Raw genomic sequence first — 16,204 nt, forward strand, 5'->3', positions numbered from 1 at the left:
GCTCCCACGGGGGGAGCCGCCCCTTCCGCACGTCCGGGTAGGCCCTGGTACGGCCCGTCGCGTCCCCGCCGCGGGCTCGACGGACGCGGAGGTTCCACCACGGACGCGAAGGTTCCGGCGGCTGCTCCGCGGGGCCACGGCGACCGCGGACGGTGGACCGGCGGGGGCGTCGCCGCGGACCGGCGGGGGCCGCGCCGACGCCCTCGCGCACACGATCCGGGGGGTGCTCGCCCGATCCGGCCAGGGATTCTCTGTCCGGTCAACCCGCTGACCCCACATAATGGCCTGAGACATCGGAGGTCTGAGGGACATCCGGAGTGACAGGGAGGTCCGCGCCATGGCAGTCACCGATGAGGCGATCGAGAAGATCAAGGGCATGATCGTCTCCGGCACGCTGCGCCCCGGCGACCGGCTTCCCAAGGAGAGCGAGCTCGCCGCGGACCTGGGGCTGTCCCGCAACTCACTGCGGGAGGCGGTCCGCGCGCTCTCCCTGATCCGCATCCTGGACGTGCGCCAGGGCGACGGCACGTACGTGACCAGCCTGGACCCCCAGCTCCTCCTGGAGGCGCTGAGCTTCGTCGTCGACTTCCACCGCGACGACACGGTGCTGGAATTCCTCGCGGTGCGCCGCATCCTGGAGCCCGCGGCGACCGCGATGGCCGCGTCCAGGATCAGCGAGCAGCAGCTGGACGCGCTGACCTCCCAGCTGGACGCGCTCGGCGCCGCGCCCTCGGTGGAGGAACTCGTCGCCTGCGACCTGGAGTTCCACCGGGGCATCGTGCAGACCTCCGGGAACTCGGTCCTGTGCTCCCTGCTGGACGGCCTGTCCGGGCCCACCACCCGGGCCAGGATCTGGCGGGGTCTGACCCAGGAGGACGCGGTCAGCCGCACCCTCCACGAGCACCGGGCCATCCTGACCGCCCTGCGCGACCGTGACGCGGAGGCGGCCCGCTCCTGGGCGACGGTGCACATCGCGAGCGTGGAGCAGTGGCTGCGCAGCACGCTCTGACGGGCCGCCGCACGGAATCCGCCACCGGACCGGGCGGCTACGAGGGTGCGGCCGGGCCGCCCTTTCCCGGGGGCGCGTGTCGTCACCCATACCCGCGAGCTCGGGACGTGCGCCTTCCCGCAGGCTCCCTGGCACTCCTGCCCGCTGCCCCCGAGCGCCGCTCGCCCTGGTTCGGGGCGTCCCGTTCCGGGAGCGGACGGAGCGCGTCCGGGCCTCGTACGCACCGCTCCCGATCATCGGACGTATCACCCGTCCGTGGGGCGCCGTCCCAGGTCGCCGACGAGGTTGGCCGAGAACAGCTCGGATGACTGGCGGGTGTTTCAGGGTGTGGAACGGGGCAGTGATCCGTTCACTCCCCTGTGCAAGGGGGCTGCGGAGGCACCCTCGGCACGCCGTAAGGTTGGGACGTACGCGAGGGCACGTCGGAAGGAGGCGCTGGGTGATCGAGCTGGAGGGGGTTCCCGAGCTGATCGACCCAGTCATGGTGGCCGCGTTCGAAGGCTGGAACGACGCCGGCGACGCCGCCTCCACCGCGGTCGCGCACCTGGACAGGGAGTGGAAGGGCGAGGTCTTCGCGGCGCTCGACGCCGAGGACTACTACGACTTCCAGGTGAACCGCCCCACGGTGTGGCTGGACGGCGGCGTACGCAAGATCACCTGGCCGACCACGCGTCTGTCGGTGGTCCGGGTCGGCGGCGAGAAGCCGCGCGACCTCGTGCTGGTGAGGGGCATCGAGCCGTCGATGCGGTGGCGCTCGTTCTGCAACGAGCTGCTCGGCTTCGCGCACGAGCTGGGAGTGGAGCTGGTGGTGATCCTGGGCGCCCTGCTCGGCGACACCCCGCACACCCGTCCGGTGCCGGTCAGCGGGGTCACCTCCGATGCCGACCTGGCCCGCACGATGGACCTGGAGGAGACCAAGTACGAGGGCCCCACGGGCATCGTCGGCATCCTCCAGGAGGCGTGCACGCACGCGGGCGTACCGGCGGTGTCGCTGTGGGCGGCCGTACCGCACTACGTCTCGCAGCCGCCGAACCCGAAGGCGACGCTGGCCCTCCTCAACCGGCTGGAGGACCTGATCGACCTGCGGATTCCGCTGGGCGAGCTGCCCGAGGACGCGCGGGCCTGGCAGCTGGGCGTCGACCAACTGGCCGCCGAGGACAGTGAGGTCGCCGAGTACGTGCAGACGCTGGAGGAGGCCCGGGACACCGCCGAGCTGCCGGAGGCGTCGGGAGAGGCCATCGCCCGCGAGTTCGAGCGGTATCTGCGGCGACGGGACGGCGGGGGTCCGGCGGGCCCGGCTCCCGGCGGTCACGCCACGGCCGACGGCAGCGACAGCTCGTCCTATCTGCGGGACAACCCGGGCGCGCGTCCGAAGCCGCCCAAGCCCCCGAAGCCCGAGACCGACACGGACACGGAACGCGGGGACGGCAGCGGCAGTGGGGGCGGCGCCGAGGACGAGGACTCGTCGGAGGACTGAACGGGTGGGCGGTCCGCGCGGGAGGTCCGGCCGGACGGGTCGGGCCGGCGAAGCGGACAGTCAGGTCGGGGCGGTGCGCGGACGGCGCGCCGCCCCGCGGCACGTCCGGCGAGCTGTCAGGAGGCGTGCCGACTGGGCACCATCCCGCGGAGAAGTCAGCCGGAGGGCCCGAGCACGCTCCGCCCCGACGGACGGGCCGGTTGCGGCCCTTCCAGCGGCCACCGCGGCAACTCGTCGGGCAGCAACCGGGGACGGCCGCCCGGGCAACCGCCGGGGCACCTGCCGGGGCAGGAGCGGCCGTTGGCACCGACGGGCGGCGTCGCCGTACCCGTGACGGTCTGGGCGGAGAACGGTGCGAGCGGGGAAAACAGGGCGCCGGGCGGATACCACCGCCCGGCGCCCCACGCGTACGAAACCGACGGGCTACAGGGCGACACCCAGCAGGGCGTCCACGGCGCGCGAGACCACGCCGGGCGCGCCCTCGTCCGTGCCGCCCCGCTCGTGCTGGAGGGCCGCCCAGCGGTCGACCGCGGCGAGCGCGGCCGGCGCGTCCAGGTCGTCGGCGAGGGCGTCGCGCATCTCCTCGACGAGCGCCTCGGCTGACGGGCCGTCGGGCCGGGACACGGCGGCGCGCCAGTTCCCCAGACGGGCGACCGCGTCCGCGAGGACGGTGTCCGTCCACTCCCAGTCGGTGCGGTAGTGGTGGGCGAGGAGCGCGAGCCGGATGGCGGCCGGGTCGACCCCGTCGCGCCTGAGGGCGGACACGAAGACGAGGTTGCCCTTCGACTTCGACATCTTCTCGCCGTGCAGCCCGACCATGCCGGCGTGGACGTACGCCTTGGCCATGGGGAACTCGCCGGTGAGGACCTGGGCGTGCGAGGCGCCCATCTCGTGGTGCGGGAAGGCGAGGTCGGAGCCGCCGCCCTGGACGTCGAAGCCCATCCCCAGGTGGTCCAGGGCGATGGCCACGCACTCGATGTGCCAGCCGGGCCGGCCGCGCCCGAGCGAGCCGCCGTCCCAACTGGGCTCACCCTCCCGCGCGGTCATCCACAGCATCGGGTCGAGCGGGTTCTTCTTGCCCGGACGGTCCGGGTCACCGCCCCGCTCGGCGGACAGCAGACGCATCGCGGCGGCGTCCAGGCCGGACACTCCGCCGAAGTGGGGGTCGGACTCGACGGAGAAGTACACGTCCCCTTCGAGCTCGTACGCGGCCCCGGCGTCCCGCAGTCGCTCGACGAGCGGCACGATGCCGGGTATGGCCTCGACGGCGCCTATGTAGTGGCGCGGCGGAAGCATCCGCAGGGCGGTCATGTCCTCGCGGAAGAGGGCGGTCTCCTGCTCGGCGAGTCCCACCCAGTCGACGCCGTCGCGCTCCGCCCGCTCCAGGAGCGGGTCGTCGACGTCGGTCACGTTCTGGACGTAGTGAACCTGCCGCTTGGTGTCGAGCCACACGCGCTGAACGAGGTCGAACGCGTTGTAGGTCGCCGCGTGACCCATGTGGGTCGCGTCGTACGGCGTGATGCCGCAGACGTAGATACGGGCGACGGGACCGGGGTCGAGGGTGACAGGACCGCCGGTCGCGGTGTCGTGGATCCGGAGGTCGCGGCCCTCGCCGGGCAGGGCGGGGACCTCAGAAGCGGGCCAGGCATGCATGTCATGAGCCTAACCGGACGGAACTTCCGTATACGAACCGGACCAGGCCTGATGGCCCGGAAGGCCCTCTTGTGCGGGGCGTCGCCCTGTGCATGGGCGCCCTTCCCGACCGACGCGGGGACCAGGGAACGCGGTCCCGGCGGACGGCCGCACAGCCGTGCACCTGCGCATATCGGTGCATACACGAGCATGTCGGGCGGGAGGTCGCACCACTGAGCGCCGGGGGCACCGGGAGAGCGGCGCCCCGGCGCGTACGGGGCGGGCGCACCCGCCCGGCGGCATCCTCCGCGTCGGGTTCCTCACACCGGCGCCCATGGCCCGGGCGGCGGTGCCCTCAGACCGGTGGCCAGGGAATCGCCGGCCACTCCCCGCTCGGTTCCGGATGCTTCCCCGAGGTCAGCATCGCCTCGACACGATCGCGTGTGGCGTCGATCTCGGCGGTGGTGATGAGTTCGGCCAGCCGGGTGGCCAGCGGCGCGCCGGCCGCCAGGCCGTCCCGCAGCGAGGCGAGGACGTCGACCGCCTCCGGGGTCAGCGGCTCCCCTGCCCATCCCCACAGCAGGGTGCGCAGTTTGTTGTCCGCGTTGAAGGTGACCCCGTGGTCGATGCCGTACAGCCGCCCCTCACCCGAGGGCAGCAGATGGCCGCCCTTGCGGTCGGCGTTGTTGATCACGGCGTCGAGGACGGCGAGCCGGCGCAGCCGGGTGTCGTCGGCGTGCACGAGCAGCGCCGTGCGGCCCTCGCCCACCTCGGCGAAGCCGATCGCCTTCCAGCCCTCGGCGGGCTCCTCGTCGTCCACCAGGGCGAGCAGACCGGCCCCGTCGTCCTCGGAGGACGCCTCGACCCACAGCTGGCACATGCCCTCGCCGTAGGGTCCGTCGCGCAGCACGGTGGTCGGCACCAGTCCCCACCCGGTCGCCTCGGAGACCTCGTACGCGGCGACCTCGCGCTGCGCCAGGGTGCCGTCCGGGAAGTCCCACAGGGGGCGCTCCCCCGCGACCGGCTTGTAGACGCAGAGCGCGTCGCGGCCCTCGTACGAGACGGTGCAGTACAGCACCGCGTTCGAGGCCTCACGGATCTGTCCGCGCACCTTCAGCTCGCCCCGGGCGAGCAGCTCGGCCGTGGTCACGCTCCGCGGCGGTATCCGTTCTGGCGCGGACATACGTGTCCTTCCGGGTCGAGCGGGAGGCTGCACAGCGGGCAGGGCGGCCGGCCCGCGTTGACGACGTCGAGGGCGCGCTTGGCGAAGGCCCGGGCCTGCGCGCCGGTGAGCCGGACGCGGAGCATCGGCGGACCGTTCTCCTCGTCCTGGAGGAGCCGCTCCTCGGCCTCGGCGAGGTCCTCGTCGGAGTCGGCGTCGAGTTCGACCAGGGCCTGCGCCTCGACGATCATGCGCTGCTCGTCACCGTCCCAGGCCAGCGCCATGGTGCCGACCCGGAACTCCTCCTCGACCGGCGTGTCGAGGGGGGCGGTGTCGGACACCTCGGTCGAGGCCACGGCCGGGACCGGGGCGATGCCGCCGGTGCGCCGTACGACCTCGTCGAGGAGTTCGTCCATGCGTTCGGCGAGGGCGGCGACCTGGGTCTTCTCCAGCGCCACGCTGGTCACCCGGGGGCCCGAGGAGGCCTGCAGGAAGAAGGTACGGCGCCCGGGCAACCCGACCGTACCGGCCACGAAACGGTCCGGGGGGTCGTAGAGGAACACCTGACGGGACACGTCCTGTCTCCATTGGATTCGGCATGCGGACCGGCTGACTGCGTCGGCCCGCATCGGTTGCTGACGACTTGCTGACAACTGATGCGCTGCTTCGACCGCTTCACCCTACTGCGGCCGACGATCACGGTGCGCCCGCACCGCCCCCGACCGGGGCGTCGCCGCTCGGGGGCTCCTCGTGCGGCGCCAGGGAGGCGAGATCACCGGTGTCCCCGAGGCGGACGAGGAACGGACGCAGTCGTGTGTAGCGGATCGCGGTGATGGAACACGGTTCGACGGAGATCCGCTGGAAGAGATCCAGGTGAAGTCCGAGTGCGTCGGCGACGAGCGACTTGATGATGTCGCCGTGCGAGCACATGAGGTAGACGGCGTCGCTGCCGTGGTCGCGCTCCACGCGCGCGTTCCACTCGCGTACCGCCTCGGCGGCGCGGGTCTGCATGGCCCGCATCGACTCGCCGCCGGGGAAGGCGGCCGCGGACGGATGGGCCTGGACGACCTCCATCAGCGGCTCGTCCCTCAGCTCGGCGAGCTTGCGGCCCGACCAATCGCCGTAGTGCGCCTCGCCGATGCGCTCCTCGGTGTGCGCGCGCAGCTCGGGCCGGGCGTCGAGCAGCGGCTGCACGGTCTCCTGGCAGCGCTGGAGGGGGCTGGTCACGACTTCGGAGAGCGGCAGCGCGGCGAGCCGCCCGGGCAGCGCCGCGGCCTGCTGGGCCCCGCGCTCGTCGAGGGCGACGCCGGGGGTCCAGCCGGCGAGCAGACCCGCGGTGTTGGCGGTCGAGCGTCCGTGCCGGACGAGGATCAGGGTGGGCATGCGAACCAGCGTAAACGGGTGACGCCCGGACCCGGCCGGGCCTGTGGACAGCCGGTGCCCGGCGTGCGAGCCGGCCGGCGCGGCGGGAGAATACGCTCCGTGATCGTCGACTGGGCCATCTACCGCGCCGGGCGCCGGACCGAGGGCCCCGAGGACCTCTCCGATGCCCTGGACACGGCACGTGCCGAGGGTGACGCGTTCGTCTGGATCGGGCTGAACGAACCGACGGAACAGGAGTTCGACCTCGTCAGCAGCGAGTTCGGACTGCACCCGCTGGCGGTCGAGGACGCGTTGAAGGCGCACCAGCGGCCCAAACTGGAGGTCTACGACGACTCGCTGTTCATGGTCCTCAAGCCGGTCTGCTACGAACCGGAGAGTGACGTCGTCACCGCCGGCGAGGTCATGGTCTTCATCGGGGATTCGTTCGTGGTGACCGTCCGCCACGGCGGGAGTTCACCGCTCGCGGCCGTACGGCGCCGTCTGGAGGCGGACCCCGAGTCGCTCCGGCGCGGGCCGACGACGGTGCTCTACTCGATCGCCGACGCGACGGTGGACCACTACCTGGAGGTGGCGACCGAGCTGGGGGCCGACCTGGAGGAACTGGAGGCCGAGGTCTTCTCACCGTCCGTCGGGGGCTCGCGGAACACCGCGTCCAGGATCTACGCCTTCAAGCGGCAGGTCATGGAGTTCCGCCGGGCGACGGGCCCGCTCGCCGTCCCGCTGACCCGGCTCGCCGGCACGGGCGGGACCGGTACCGCGGTGCCGTTCGTGAACGCCGCGGCGCAGCCCTTCTTCCGGGACGTCAACGATCATCTGACGCGGGTGAACGAGTCGGTGGAGGGCCTGGACCGCCTGGTGTCGGACATCCTCTCGGCGCATCTCGCGCAGATGAGCGTGCGGCAGAACGACGACATGCGGAAGATCTCCGCGTGGGCGGCGATGGCCGCGGTCCCCACGCTGATCGCCGGGGTCTACGGCATGAACTTCGACCACATGCCGGAGCTGCACTGGCTGTGGTCGTACCCGGCGGTGGTGCTGGGGATGGTCACGCTGGAGATCCTGCTGTACCGGCTCTTCAAGCGGCGCGGCTGGCTGTAGCGACGGGCGCCCGTGACCGGAGCGCCGACAGCGGGAGCGTCCGGGACCGGAGGCGCGAAGGTGGGAGCGCTCGCGGCCGACGGCAGCACGGACCGGGTGAACCGCATCGGGCGGGCCGGGCCGGGCGGCCACGGGTCACGCGAACTCGGGTGCCGCCGCCGGGGGGCCGCCCAGCGCGTCACGCCGTTCGGGCATCCTCAGGGAGACCATGCGGCGCCAGCCGCCCGCCCGCTCGTAGACGTAGACGGCGTGGATGCCCGCGGTGAGCGTCGTGGCCTTGGCCCGGGGCCAGCCGAGGATGCGGCCCATGTGGCCCGTCACGGCGAGACTGACGTCCCGGTAGACGCGGATCTCGGCGAGCGCGCAGGCCCGCAGCGTCCGCTGGATGGCCCGGCCGTGCCCGCCCGAGGCGAAGCGCAGCAGCTCCTCGTGGCAGTAGGCGAGATGCCTGTCCTCGTCGTCGGAGATCATCCGGACGGCGCGGCCGAGCTCGGGATGGTCCGCGAAGTGCCTGCGCAACAGGTCCATCTGCTCGGAGGCTCGCTGCTCGGTGACCCTGCTGTGGGCGAGATACGTGACGATGTCCCGCACGCTGAGCGGGTGCTCGCTCCGGAGCTTCTCGTGCGCGAGGCCGATCCCACGGCGTTCGAGGAGCATCGTGTAGTCCGTGTCGGCCGGGACGGCGACCGGGGCGAGGCCCCGCTTCCTCATGAGGGCGTTGAAGATCCGCCCGTGCTTGTCCTCGTCGGCGCCGTGGCGGGCGATCTTCGGCGCGAGTCCGCGTTCGTCCGGGGGGACGAGCGCGGCGATGCGCCCGTTCTCCCAGCCGCCCTGCGATTCACCGCTGGCGGCGATGGAGCAGAAGAGCCGGAACGACTCGTCGTTGTCGAGGATCTCCTGAAACAGACTCTTGGCCGAAAGCATGACTCGCACCTCTCCGCAGGTTCCGCAGAAAACGAGTCAAATCGGATGCCGGGGGCCCGGCAACCGATGTGTCGGACAAATCCGCCGAACGAAGGAGGGAAAGGGAGGCCAGGACGCGTAACCGAGCGGGCGCCCGCGCGTTGTTCACAGTGACGGCCGTGGCGGGGAAGACCCCCCGAGCCCCCACCACGGCCGCAGAACTCTTCTGTCGATGCAGGGCGAAGCGATCCGTCGCGTTACGCCAGACCGGCCCGCTCCAGGGCGTCGGAGCCGGCGCGCAGCGAGGCGATGCGATCGTCCAGCGTGAAGCCCGCGGGCGCCAGGGTGAGCGTGGTGACGCCGGCCGCCGCGTACGCCTGCATCCGGTCGGCGATGCGGTCCACGGAGCCGAGCAGCGTGGTCTGGTCGATCAGCGTGTGCGGGACGGCGGCTGCGGCACCCTCCTTGTCGCCGGACAGGTACTTGTCCTGGATCTCGGCGGCCTCCTTCTCGTACCCCATGCGCTGGGCGAGCTGGTTGTAGAAGTTCTGCTTGCGGCTGCCCATCCCGCCGACGTACAGCGCGGTGTAGGGGCGGAACATGTCGGCGAGCGCCGTCACGTCCTTGTCGGCGCCGACGGACAGCGGCAGCGTCGGACAGACGTCGAAGCCCTCCATCGTCAGGCCGGCCTTCTCCCGGCCCGCGCGCAGGTACGTGATCGCGGTGTCCTCCAGATGCTCGGCCGAGGGGAAGATCAGCAGGGCGCCGTCGGCGATCTCACCGGTCTGCTCCAGGTTCTTCGGGCCGATGGCGGCGACGTACAGCGGGATGTGCTCGCGCTCCGGGTGCACGGTCAGCTTGATCGGCTTGCCCGGGCCGCCCGGCAGCGGCAGCGTCCAGTGCTCGCCCTCGTACGAGAGCCGCTCGCGGGTCATCGCCTTCCGCACGATCTCCACGTACTCGCGGGTCCGGGCCAGCGGCTTGTCGAACTTGACGCCGTACCAGCCCTCCGAGACCTGCGGCCCGGACACACCGAGGCCGAGGCGGAAGCGGCCGCCGGAGAGCGAGTCGAGGGTGGCGGCGGTCATCGCGGTCATCGCCGGCTGGCGGGCCGGGATCTGGAAGATGGCCGAGCCGACGTCGATCCGCTCGGTCTGCGCGGCGACCCAGCTGAGCACGGTCGCCGCGTCGGAGCCGTAGGCCTCGGCGGCCCAGCAGACGGCGTATCCGAGCCGGTCCGCCTCCTGGGCGACGGCCAGATTGTCCGCGTCCATTCCGGCACCCCAGTAGCCGAGGTTGATCCCGAGCTGCATGGCCGATCCCCTTACCGATCAGTAACGTCCCTTGTGCCGGAGACCCTAGCGCGCGGACGGGCATCACGGCAGGAACCGGTTCCGGCTCTGATCATCCGGGTTGTCCACAGGGCCACCACGAGGTGAGTCATGGCCAGTAATCTCGGCGTCCATGGAGCAGAGGCATCTCGGCCGTACCGGCCTTCGCGTGTCCCGGATCGGACTCGGCACCCTCACCTGGGGCCGGGACACCGACGAGCATGACGCCGCGGAGCTGTTGAAGGTGTTCTGGGAAGCGGGCGGGAACCTCGTCGACACCGCGGACGTGTACGGCGACGGGGAGGCCGAGTACGTGCTCGGACAGCTCATAGAAGGGCTGGTGCCGCGCCGCGACCTGGTCATCTCCACCAAGGCGGGCAGCGTCCCCGACCCGGACCGGCGGTTCGACGGCTCGCGCGGGCACCTCCTGTCGGCACTCGACGCCTCGCTCCAGCGTCTGGGCACCGACTACGTGGATGTGTGGCACGTGCACGCCTTCGACCCCGGCACCCCGCTGGACGAGACCCTCCAGGCCCTCGACCTGGCGGTCAGCAGCGGCCGCGCCCGGTACGCCGGGGTGTCGAACTTCTGTGGCTGGCAGCTCGCCAAGGCGGCGACCTGGCAGCTCGCCGCGCCCGGGACACGGACCCGGCTGGCCAGTACGCAGATGGAGTACTCCCTGCTCCAGCGCGGCGTCGAGCGGGAGGTGCTGCCCGCGGCCCTCGACCTGGGCGTCGGGCTGCTGCCCTCCTCCCCGCTCGGCCGGGGCGTGCTCACCGGGAAGTACCGGGGCGGCACGCCGGCCGACTCCCGGGGCGGCTCGGAGCACCTCGCGCCCTTCGTCGCGCCGTACCTGGACGACACGGCGAGCAGCATCGTGGACGCGGTGACGACCGCCGCCGACGGCCTCGCCGTCACGCCGCTGCAGGTCGCGCTCGCCTGGGTCCGCGACCGCCCGGGAGTCGCCGCCCCGATCGTCGGCGCGCGCAACGCGCAGCAGCTCATGGGCGCGCTGTCAGTGGAGGCCCTTAGTCTTCCTGACGAGATCTGCCGGGCGCTCGACGATGTGTCGGCTCCGGTGCACCACTATCCCGATCACGACTGGAGCACGCTGTGAGCACGGAGCCCGAGACCACGGAGGAAGCGGAGCCGGGGGCCCTGGACGTCACGGCGGAGGGCGCCGCCACCGAGGCCGGTGAGGTGACCGGGGACGGGGCCATGCCCTCGACGGACGGGGACTCGGACGCGGACGCGGACGGGAGCGGCGGCGCGGGCGGCGGCACCGAAGGCGCGTCGGGAGGTGCCGAGGGTCCGGCCGAGGGCGCCGCGGACGGGGCCGGGGGCGCCGGAGCCGGGACCGAGGCAGCCGCCCAGCTGTCCGAGGCCGAGGCCGAGTTGGCGGCCCAGCGGCTGGAGCGGGAGCGGATCGAGCGGCGGAAGGCCGAGAAGCGCGGCCCGATCACCGCCGGTACCGGGCTCAGCGGTACGGCCGCCGACCTGCTGGCGGCGGTACGGGCCGTGGAGAGCGGCGAGAAGCCCGTCACCCCCTCCTTCCGCCGGCCCGAACCGGCCCCGCGCGCTCCCGCGCCGGAGTCCGCGCCGCGCCCACGACCGGTGTCCGCCCCGGCGACATCCCCGTCGGCTCCCGCTCCGCGCACCGTCGAGGCCGTCCGTGCCGTCCTGACCGGCGGCGGCGCTCCCGACGGGCTCGCACCGCAGGTCGTCGCCGCCCTGGGCGAGGGCGCGGACGAGCAGCTGCGCGAGGACCCCTGGCAGTTGCTGCGGGTCGCCGGAGTGCGGCCCGAGCAGGCCGACGGGTTCGCCCGGGCACTGCTCGGCGCGGAGTGCGGTCCGGACGACGAGCGACGCGGCCGCGCGCTCACGGTGTGGCTGCTCGAACAGGCGGCGCTCGCCGGACACACCGCCCTCGACGCTCCCGCGCTCACCGCCGCACTCTCCCAGCGGGCCGTCCCGGACCCGGACGAGGCCGTGCAGAGCGCCCTCGCGGAGGGCGAGGCCCTGGTCTTCCAGGACGCGCTGGAGACGACGGCCCCCGCGGCGGCCCCCGCGCCCGAGGACGCCGAGGAGGGCGCCGAGGGGAGCGAGGAGCGCCCGGTGCGCGTCCTCGTGGGCCTGGAGCGGTACGCGCTGGCCGAGGAGAGCCTCGCCGACGGACTGGCCCGGGTGATGAACTCCGTACCGAAGGACGACGGTTCGGCGGCCGACTGGGAACAGGCCGCCACGTCGGCCGGCCGTTCCGCCGCCGAACTGATCCGCGCGGTCGCCGGCCACGGCCTGGTCCTGCACACCGGCGGGGACGCCTCCCGCGCCGAAGCGGCGGCCCTGCTGCGCGCCGCGCGCGGTCTCGGCCTGCGTGCCTGGGCCGCCACCCACACCGCCGGCGGCCGTGACCTGCGCGCCTCCGGGCCGGCCCCGCACGACCCGCCGGACGGCCCCGAGGGCGGCGTGGACACCACCGTCGTCACCGTCGCGGACCTGCTCTCCGGTGCCGGGGGCCCGGGCCGGGACACGGACGGCGCCCTGGACCTCGACCTCCTCGTCGTCCTCGACGCCCCCCAGCTCGACGTGGAGACGGCGGCCGTGCTCGCCGAGTCCCTGCCGGACGGCGCACGGCTGGTACTGAGCGGGGACCCGGGGGTGCTGTGGTCCGCGGGTCCCGGCAGGGTCTTCGCCGACCTGCTCGCCGCCCGCGTGTGCCCGCAGGTCGCGTCGCGGACCCCGGACCCGGGACCGGTCGGCGAGCTGGTCTCCGGTGTCGGGATCGGTGAGTTGAACCAGGTCGAGGCTCCCGGCAAGGAAGTCGTGATCGTGCCGGTGCGCGACGCCGGTGAGGCGGTGCACCGCACCGTGCAGCTCGTCGCGGACTCGGTGCCGCGCGCGATCGGCATCCCGGCCGAGCAGACGCAGGTGATCACTCCGGGGCACGGCGGCGCGGTGGGCACGCGCGCGCTCAACACCGCGCTCAAGGAACGGCTGAACCCGGGCCCCGGCCGCTTCGGGGGCTTCGACCCGGGCGACCGGATCGCGTACTCCCCCGCCCCGGGCCGGACGACGCCGGGTCACGTGGTGACGGCCGACGCCGAGGGGCTGCACCTGGACTGTTCGGGCACCGCCGTCGTCGTACCGAAGGAGCGGGTGGAGCAGTCCGTCCGGCTCGGCTGGGCGCTCACCGCGCACCAGGCGGTCGGCCTGCGCTGGCCCGCCGCGGTCGTGGTGCTCCCGGGTGACGCCGCGGCCGCCCTGACCAGGCCGTGGGTCTACACCGCCTTCGGCCGGGCCGAGCGTCATCTGTCCGTGGTCCACGGGGTGGAGCAGGCGTTGCAGCGGGCGGTGGCCGAGGTCCCGCAGAAGCCGCGCACCACACGCCTGCCGGCCCTGCTCAGGGCACAGGTCCCGACCGCGGTCTGAGCCGCACACGCGGGCCTTTGGCCTTGATCCCACGAGACGGACCTCGCGGACCTGCGTCGCGGGCGGACCTCGCGACGGACCTCGCGGACGGGCCCGGCGGACAAAAAAAGGTGGCGGCCACCGGGCTCCGGTGACCGCCACCTCCTCGCGCCGGGGTCAGCGATCGGCGTCCAGGGGCTCCAGGTCCGCGTCGTCGTCCAGCTCGGAGTCCGCGTCGATGTCCTCGTCCAGTTCCTCGTCGTCCGACTCGTCGTCGAAGACCGCGCTGACGTCGAACCGGCAGACGACGCGCTGCGGGTCGATCGCCTCGAAGGGGGTCTCCAGCCACTCGCCGGGCTCGGCCGGGTCGTCCGCGGCCGTGACCCAGAGCGTGGAGTCGCCCTCCTCCAGCCCGAACTCCTTGTGCCGGGAGGCGATCTCGTCCGGTTCGAACTCCCCGAACAGGACGCCGAGCGCGCCGTGGACCGTGCCGGAGGCCGCGTCGAAGCCCGCGGCCGCGGTGGCGCCGTCCTCCTCCACCGCCTCCACCCGCTGGGCCTGCGCCAGCAGTCGCTGGGGCTCCACCACCGCGTAGTCCCGGCGGATCAGGACGCTCAGGGCGTTCGGCTCCTCGGGGCCCGTGTACGGCGGCAGGGTGTCGTCGCCGGCGGGGATCTCGAAGGGGGTGACCTCGTCGTAGCGGTCGTAGAGCAGCTCGTCGTACTCCTCGGCCGCGGCGGCCAGCTCGTTGAACGCCTCGTAGACGGCCGGGTCGTCATCGCCCGACCTGCGCTCGACCGCGGCCAGGTGGCGGTCGAGTGCGGTCTTGACAGCCTCGGCGGCGGCGCGTACCTCGGCAGCGGTGGGCTGCACAGCATCAGACATAGTGCAGACGCTATCCGTACACGGCCTCTGCCCGCACAATAGATGCGATGCCGGAATACGAATTTGTCGACGTGTACGTGCCGCGCGGGGTTTCCCGCAAGGAGGCCACCCGCCTCCTGACGGACCATGCGGAGTACGGACACTGGGAGTTGGACCGCCTCAGCCTGCACCGCGACGGCAGCCGCAGGGTGCGGTTGCGCCGGCGGATCATCCGCCAGGTGCGTGCCACGTGGTGAGCGGAAGCGGCTGAAACGGAGGGGTCCCGCCCGCGCGGGACCCGCCCCGTGCGCGGCGCCACCGGGGGACACGGGTGGCGTTGCGATGGCGGCTGCGCGACTGCGTGAGCCGCCGTGTGCGTTCCTGTCCCCCGGCCTGGCCGTCGTGCCGTTTACGCGTTCACGCGCGCCCGGCGGTAGAGCACCGCGCCCGCCAGGAGCGCGCCCGCGCCCACCGGGATCACCGCGCCGAGCGGCAGTTCACTGCCGGTGTGGGCGAGCTGCGCGGCACTGTGCGGCTGCGAGACCGACTGCGTCCCCTGGTGGACGGGGTAGGCGGTGGACGGCGTACCGGGGTTTCCGGGCGTCGTCCCGGGCTGACCCGGGGTACCGGGCGTACCCGGAGTACCGGGCGTACCCGGAGTACCGGGCGTACCCGGGGTGCCGGGAATCCCAGGCGTACCCGGGGTACCGGGGTGACCCGGGTGACCGGGGTGTCCCGGGTGACCAGGGTGACCCGGGTGACCGGGGTGACCCGGGTGACCGGGGTGACCCGGATGTCCGGGGTGCCCAGGGTGACCGGGCTCACCCGGGTACCCGGGGTGGTGGTGGTCGGGAGGACAAGGGTGCCCCGGGTGACCGGGGTGCCCAGGCTGACCCGGATGTCCCGGGTGCCCAGGGTGCCCGGGGTGACCCGGGTGACCCGGAGGTGTCTGGTGGCCGCCGCCGTGCCCGCCGGTACCGTTCCCGCACGCGTTGCCCAGCGCGCCGTTGCCGATTCCGATCACGTTCACGCTGTTGCCGCAGGCGTTGACCGGCACGTCGATCGGCACCTGGACGTGGTTGCCGGAGCCGACCCCCGGGGACCCGGCGGCGTGCCCGCCGGCGTGCGCACCCCCAGCGTGACCGCCTCCGTGACCACCCCCGTAACCGCCTCCGTAGCCGCCTCCGTGACCTCCGGAGGACGACGCGCCGCCGCCCTGGTTGACGCATGTGTTGCCGATCGCCGGGTTCAGCAACCCGACGACGTTCACGGTGTTTCCGCAGACGTTGACCGGCACGTGCACCGGCGCCTGCACCGTGTTGCCCGACAGCACGCCGGGTGAGTTCGAACTGAAGCCGCTCGCACCCGAGTCGGCGTGCGCGTAGCCCCCGGTCGCGGCGATCACGCCGGTCGCGGCCGCCACGGTCATCAGGCCCTTGCGGGTGACCTGTCGCATAGCTGTATTCCCTGCCTTAGCCCTCGGCTTGGACCATCCGGAAAGCGCGCGCACCCCTACCGGCGCGTGCGCGAAGCCGGTCGGCCCCGGAGCGCATGGCGCGCGCTCCGGGGCCGACCGCTCAGCCCCTCGTGGAGCCGGGCTCTCGCGGAGCCGGACCCCAAGGGGTGGGGCACAACGTCAGTGGTTGATGCAGGTGTTGCCGAAGGCGGGGTTCAGCAGCCCGATCACGGAGACCGTGTTGCCGCAGACGTTCACCGGGATGTGAACAGGCACCTGAATGACGTTGCCGGAAACGACGCCCGGGGAGTGCACGGCGGCACCCTGGGCACCCGAGTCGGCGACGGCCAGGCCCGCACCCGCGAGAACCAGACCACCAGTGGCAGCCGCAGCGGCGACGACCTTCTTGATCATTATTCCTCCTTGTTGGCAATGCGATCCCAGCTTCGGATCGCATCACCTGTAACGAGGAAGGAGTAAT

Annotated in this window: 15 protein-coding genes; 6 read left to right on the forward strand and 9 right to left on the reverse strand. The window is 73.0% G+C overall.

Going from position 1 to position 16,204, the window contains the following annotated elements:
* Positions 1–337 precede the first annotated feature (337 nt).
* Together ACFV2J_RS31870 and ACFV2J_RS31875 are read left to right on the forward strand one after the other, a co-directional pair.
* Positions 338–1,009 (forward strand): FadR/GntR family transcriptional regulator, encoded by a 672-nt coding sequence (locus ACFV2J_RS31870; protein WP_385098062.1) that lies wholly within the window; start codon positions 338–340, stop codon positions 1,007–1,009.
* Between the two features lie 439 nt (positions 1,010–1,448).
* Entirely contained in the window at positions 1,449–2,486 is a 1,038-nt protein-coding gene (locus ACFV2J_RS31875; RefSeq protein WP_385441874.1) for a PAC2 family protein, read from the forward strand.
* A 423-nt stretch (positions 2,487–2,909) separates the two neighbouring features.
* On the opposite strand, the gene mshC is transcribed toward ACFV2J_RS31875, so the two are convergent.
* The 4 genes from mshC to ACFV2J_RS31895 form a co-directional block, all read right to left on the reverse strand.
* Positions 2,910–4,139, reverse strand: coding sequence for a cysteine--1-D-myo-inosityl 2-amino-2-deoxy-alpha-D-glucopyranoside ligase (gene mshC, locus ACFV2J_RS31880; protein ID WP_385095124.1), 1,230 nt, complete (start codon positions 4,137–4,139; stop codon positions 2,910–2,912).
* A gap of 334 nt (positions 4,140–4,473) precedes the next feature.
* Complete coding sequence (locus tag ACFV2J_RS31885) at positions 4,474–5,301, reverse strand: SCO1664 family protein (RefSeq protein WP_385095127.1); 828 nt, start codon at positions 5,299–5,301, stop codon at positions 4,474–4,476.
* Positions 5,265–5,855 carry a DUF3090 domain-containing protein gene (locus tag ACFV2J_RS31890; protein ID WP_385095130.1) on the reverse strand — a complete coding sequence of 197 codons (591 nt, stop codon included), beginning with the start codon at positions 5,853–5,855 and terminating at the stop codon, positions 5,265–5,267. The genes ACFV2J_RS31885 and ACFV2J_RS31890 overlap by 37 nt, the downstream gene beginning before the upstream one ends.
* A gap of 121 nt (positions 5,856–5,976) precedes the next feature.
* On the reverse strand, positions 5,977–6,663 hold the full coding sequence (locus ACFV2J_RS31895; protein ID WP_356274034.1) for a histidine phosphatase family protein: 687 nt from the start codon (positions 6,661–6,663) through the stop codon (positions 5,977–5,979).
* A gap of 99 nt (positions 6,664–6,762) precedes the next feature.
* On the opposite strand from ACFV2J_RS31895, the gene corA reads away from it, so the two are divergent.
* Positions 6,763–7,761, forward strand: coding sequence for a magnesium/cobalt transporter CorA (corA, locus tag ACFV2J_RS31900; RefSeq protein ID WP_385095133.1), 999 nt, complete (start codon positions 6,763–6,765; stop codon positions 7,759–7,761).
* Positions 7,762–7,896: 135 nt separating this feature from the next.
* On the opposite strand, the gene ACFV2J_RS31905 is transcribed toward corA, so the two are convergent.
* Together ACFV2J_RS31905 and ACFV2J_RS31910 are read right to left on the reverse strand one after the other, a co-directional pair.
* Positions 7,897–8,685, reverse strand: a complete 789-nt coding sequence (locus tag ACFV2J_RS31905) for a ferritin-like domain-containing protein (RefSeq protein ID WP_385095136.1) — start codon at positions 8,683–8,685, stop codon at positions 7,897–7,899.
* Between the two features lie 236 nt (positions 8,686–8,921).
* The gene (locus tag ACFV2J_RS31910; RefSeq protein ID WP_385088556.1) at positions 8,922–9,977 is read right to left on the reverse strand and encodes an LLM class F420-dependent oxidoreductase; all 1,056 of its coding nucleotides are present in this window, start codon (positions 9,975–9,977) and stop codon (positions 8,922–8,924) included.
* 151 nt (positions 9,978–10,128) lie between these two features.
* Here ACFV2J_RS31910 and ACFV2J_RS31915 point away from each other — a divergent pair, with 151 nt between their 5' ends.
* Both ACFV2J_RS31915 and ACFV2J_RS31920 read left to right on the forward strand, forming a co-directional pair.
* Positions 10,129–11,112, forward strand: a complete 984-nt coding sequence (locus tag ACFV2J_RS31915) for an aldo/keto reductase (protein ID WP_385088558.1) — start codon at positions 10,129–10,131, stop codon at positions 11,110–11,112.
* Positions 11,109–13,424 carry a helix-hairpin-helix domain-containing protein gene (locus ACFV2J_RS31920; RefSeq protein WP_385088560.1) on the forward strand — a complete coding sequence of 772 codons (2,316 nt, stop codon included), beginning with the start codon at positions 11,109–11,111 and terminating at the stop codon, positions 13,422–13,424. The genes ACFV2J_RS31915 and ACFV2J_RS31920 overlap by 4 nt, the downstream gene beginning before the upstream one ends.
* A gap of 156 nt (positions 13,425–13,580) precedes the next feature.
* Here the strand turns inward: ACFV2J_RS31920 and ACFV2J_RS31925 are convergent, their stop codons facing one another.
* Complete coding sequence (locus ACFV2J_RS31925; RefSeq protein WP_385088562.1) at positions 13,581–14,288, reverse strand: hypothetical protein; 708 nt, start codon at positions 14,286–14,288, stop codon at positions 13,581–13,583.
* Between the two features lie 47 nt (positions 14,289–14,335).
* On the opposite strand from ACFV2J_RS31925, the gene ACFV2J_RS31930 reads away from it, so the two are divergent.
* The gene (locus ACFV2J_RS31930) at positions 14,336–14,524 is read left to right on the forward strand and encodes a DUF5703 family protein (protein ID WP_005319466.1); all 189 of its coding nucleotides are present in this window, start codon (positions 14,336–14,338) and stop codon (positions 14,522–14,524) included.
* Positions 14,525–14,676: 152 nt separating this feature from the next.
* Here the strand turns inward: ACFV2J_RS31930 and ACFV2J_RS31935 are convergent, their stop codons facing one another.
* Together ACFV2J_RS31935 and chpH are read right to left on the reverse strand one after the other, a co-directional pair.
* On the reverse strand, positions 14,677–15,723 hold the full coding sequence (locus tag ACFV2J_RS31935) for a chaplin (RefSeq protein ID WP_385088564.1): 1,047 nt from the start codon (positions 15,721–15,723) through the stop codon (positions 14,677–14,679).
* A gap of 180 nt (positions 15,724–15,903) precedes the next feature.
* Positions 15,904–16,137 carry a chaplin ChpH gene (gene chpH / locus ACFV2J_RS31940; RefSeq protein ID WP_153291494.1) on the reverse strand — a complete coding sequence of 78 codons (234 nt, stop codon included), beginning with the start codon at positions 16,135–16,137 and terminating at the stop codon, positions 15,904–15,906.
* Positions 16,138–16,204: the final 67 nt, after the last annotated feature.

The organism is Streptomyces sp. NPDC059668, from assembly GCF_042734135.1.
Classification (GTDB): domain Bacteria; phylum Actinomycetota; class Actinomycetes; order Streptomycetales; family Streptomycetaceae; genus Streptomyces.